Consider the following 4018-nt stretch of genomic DNA (forward strand, 5'->3'; position numbering starts at 1 on the left):
TCCGGCAGGCTGATACTGCCCTGCATCGATGCCGCCCCCAGCTTCTCCAGCGTTCCGGCCTTCACCGTGACGTTACCGGAGCCGCCCAGGGTGATACTCCCGCCTTTCATCTGTATCCATGCGCCACCGCACTCCAGCAGCAGTTCGGTTTGTGCCGAGACCGTGACCTTGCCGCTCTGACTGCTTATCTGTATATCCTTCATCGCGAACATATCCAGTGCATCACTCTGCGCCTGAATCTCCACCTTTCCGGCGGCAGCAAACAGTTTGATGCCGAGCTGTTTCGCAAACAGACTGAGGGTCTCGCTCACGGCGATACACAGCTTTTTGCCGATGCTGATATCCGCATCCTGGCCGGTGGTGGCAATCAGGTTCTGACCGGCGGCAAGCTGGATGCTGGACGGGGTGACCTGTGCGATACCCGACGGGGCCGAGAGCAGCAGCGCCTGTTGTTGCAGGTTCTTCAGCGTGCTGTTGAGCAGGTCGGTCTGTTTCTGCACGTCGGCCAGTTCCGCTTTTGCCATTTCGGCTGCGGCTCTGAGGCTGCTGGCTTCCTGAATCGCCGCTTCCAGCTCGCTGACCGCTGCCTGCATATCAAGCATCGGACCGTCAGCCTGTTGCTGGCCGTCGGCGGTGATGAAAATGCCTTTCGCGGCGCGGAACACACCGTGACCGTCAGTGCGCAGTTCAGCCCCTTCACCACGCAGCGCCCTGGCATCAGAATCCTGGACGTTAAATCCCAGGTTTAATTGTGTCTTACCGGAATGCGGCGTGGAGAGGTGGATATTCTCTTTTCCGCGCTCATCCTGCAGGCGCATTTCATTGGCTGCAGGCGTGAGAAGGATGTTGCGTTTGTAATTTTCGATAGTGACGTGGTCGGGATGACGCGAGTCATGCAGCGACCAGGCAATAAATGGCTTGTCCGGGTGACCGCCGTCAAACATCACCGCCACTTCGGTGCCCTGTATCAGCGGCAGGTGCAGACCGAAATTGTCACCGGCATAATCGCGGGCACGGCGCAGCCACGGGCTTTCGCCGCCCTGCGGCCACGAATCTTTATCGAAGTCAAAACGCACCCGGTAGCGGCCCATTTTGTCGATATGGCTGTAGATATCACTGGTCTGTGAACTGGTGATACGCGCCGTCAGCGGGACGGTGATGCGGTCGCGGGGCTGTTCCGGCGGGCGGAAACTGACCGCATCCCGCCAGGCAATCCCTTCGGCTTTCAGCTTATAGTGCGAGTCACGACTGGCTGAGGATTCGATGGCGGTCACCAGCATCCCGTTTGCAAAAGCCTGTGAGGTGTCGCCTTCGGCTTTCAGTATCTGACCGGGCGCAATCAGCGTTGAATTACTTTCGAGGCTCAGCCGGTGCTGGCGGTTCAACTGACGTTCGTGACGCAGGCGGGCGTAGAAATAGCCGCTTTCGGTGTTATTGCTGTCCGGGCGGTTGTACTGGTCGCCTTCGCTCAGGAAACCATCGGTATAGTGGTAATCGTTGCCGTAAGTGGTTTTGTCATCATCGTGGGTCAGGTCCGCATCCGCGTTCATGATGGCGTCAGCGGTACGGTAGTTATAGTCATGCGTACTGACTGAACGTTCCGTCACTGCGTGATGCGCCTGTAAATTCCACACCGACTCCGCACGGTTGTCGTGCATCCCCGCCGGGTTCACCGCCGGGACGCTCACGTCATACTGCCAGCCCTTTCCTGAATCCCCGAACAGCACCACTTCATGCCCGGTTTCACTGTCCTGGGTGAAGTTAAACCAGATACCGACTTCACTGAGCAGTCGGGCGATAAACTCCGCATCGGAGAGCATGAACTGGGTGATAATCTCCCTCGACGGCCAGGTATTACTCAGGCGGAACTCAAACAACCAGCCCGGCCAGTTGTGGTTTTCCCGCAGGATTTTTTCCACCACCTCCGGGACCGACATATTCTGGTAAATGGCGCTGCGGCGGCTGTTATCCAGCAGGGAGAGGCGCGGCTCAAACGTCAGGCGGTAGGTGGCTTCATCCGCCGAAACGGAAAGACGAGAGAAACGGGTGATGACGCCATACACGGTGCGCCGGACTTCCGGCGCAATGGTCCGGCGAAACGCCGCCTCCGGCAGGGTCTGCATAATGAAGGTGACGTTCTTCATCAGCATCACCGACGGGTCGATATCCTTATCAGCACTGGTCAGCACCACGTCATAACGGTAGCGGGTGCTTAAACCTTCGCGTCCCTGAAATGACTCCACGTCCAGCGGCGCGGTGCAGCCTTTCACCTTCAGGTGATAGCGGTTCAGGGTCAGGGCATCCAGAACGGGAGAGACAGTGGTCATCGTGGCTCCTTCATCTTTCATCCGGAGCAGGCTCACCTGTGCCGGAAAGCGTGAAATCTCAGCCCGGCAGGGCCATCTGTAATACGTGGTGCAGGGAAACCTGCAGTCCGGCACTCAGAGCGCTGGTCACCAGCAGCGCCAGAACGATATGCGCCAGACGGGAGTGAAGCAGCGTGCCGCGCACCGTCGGGCGGCGCTCCACCACCAGCGGCGCAGATAAGGGCTGTCCACCGGCAGGCACCAGCGCATTAAGGGATTCCAGTGCATATTCGCGCTTATACCGGCCGTCAGGCATTTTATCCCGGAGCCGTTCACTCCAGCGCTGACTGAACCCCATGCCGAATAAACGCTGGTACAAAACCAGCAGGCGTGGGTCCGGTGCGGCCTGATGCAACAGCTCCCGCACGCGCTCAAACATCACCTCGCCAGCCCGCATCTGCATGACAAAACGGGCCTGCAGCGGATTATGCAGCCAGACGGAGTTCTCCAGCGAGGAGGCAGTGTTGAGTACAGCATCATCCATCATGGCGCACTGTGCATAAATGACATGATTAATAAAATCATCGTGTTCTTTTGCTGCTTTCAGCTTTTCCTGCACGGTTTCCACCAGCATGACTGCATAGTGATACAATGCTTCATCGCGAGCCTGCGCAGGCTGATGATAAATATCCATCACAAACAAATAAGTATCCTGCAGCAGGGAGTCAATATAAACACTGGCATTGTCGCAGCCGGGAAAATGAGATGACGCAGACGATACAGAGAAGTCAAAAATAAGACACCCCACTTACAGTAATGACATTTTTATAAAGACTATCCCTCTGTGATTACAAATCAATCCGGCAAACTGTAATAATTCATTGCCATCCATAAAATAATATCGCCACCCCCGTAAAATCTGGCACAGAGGTAGTATCCATGAGACTCTTTTTGTTTTAGTTCGTAATTAGTTTTCCTGAAAAGTAATTCACAAAACAAATGAAATTAGCATCACCCATAAATATGGGCGCCTATCATTGATATATTCAGAAAGTCAACCAGCTAAAATATCCAATTAAGGACAATGATGATCATAATATCCAATATCATAGATGGCGTTATTTTTTGACAGGTTCAGTTTGTTTTCTGGATGAAGCAAATAAACACCCCGGATACAATCCTGTCAGCATTCAGGAAAAAGGCCGTTAAAAGGCTAAGGGTAAAGGTAAGAGCGCATAAGGGTGGCTACGCAGACCCGATACCCAGAATGCTGATAAACCGCTGATCAATACGCTGTGTGCGGTGAGTCGGGCGATGAAGTCACTGCTGCTGGATATCGCCCGTATCCGGGGCGGTGAATGGGTACAGTGAAAGGAGGAAATCATGAACCTGAAACCTGTTGAGCCTGATGCCCGTGAACTGGTGGACGTGCCCGTGTACTGACCGAAGTCATGCTGGAGAATCCTGATGAGGCCGGGCCAAACTATGTTCTGTTGCTCATTCTGGCCGAACAACTCCATCGTCTGCACGATATCTTCGAAGCGGCTGAATACCGCCGGATGCGGGAAGACAAGCTCTCTCTGTTATTTCACTGTGGCCTCCTGAGCTCTGAGAGACCCCTCTGAAATCACAAAAAACAATCACCTTTTCACGTCCATCGACCGGATGTAAGCTCCGGATTGCACAATGCTGTCGTTGCCAGCGCCCATGCT

The 4018-nt window shown here is 54.7% G+C and carries 2 protein-coding genes and 1 pseudogene; 1 reads left to right on the forward strand and 2 read right to left on the reverse strand.

Translation table 11 applies throughout. From position 1 onward, the window contains the following. Nucleotides 1-2327: type VI secretion system Vgr family protein (locus F4V72_RS23885; RefSeq protein WP_249042132.1), on the reverse strand; the 2327-nt coding region annotated here is incomplete at its 3' end. 58 nt (nt 2328-2385) lie between these two features. Further along, nucleotides 2386-3102: a DotU family type IV/VI secretion system protein gene (locus F4V72_RS23890; protein ID WP_282958705.1), complete on the reverse strand. Its 717-nt coding sequence runs from the start codon at nt 3100-3102 to the stop codon at nt 2386-2388. Nucleotides 3103-3689: 587 nt separating this feature from the next. On the opposite strand from F4V72_RS23890, the pseudogene F4V72_RS23895 reads away from it, so the two are divergent. Continuing rightward, a pseudogene (locus tag F4V72_RS23895) lies at nt 3690-3931 on the forward strand (hypothetical protein). The last annotated feature ends 87 nt before the right edge of the window (nt 3932-4018 follow it).

This window comes from Salmonella enterica subsp. diarizonae (assembly GCF_008692785.1).
GTDB classification, from domain to species: domain Bacteria; phylum Pseudomonadota; class Gammaproteobacteria; order Enterobacterales; family Enterobacteriaceae; genus Salmonella; species Salmonella diarizonae.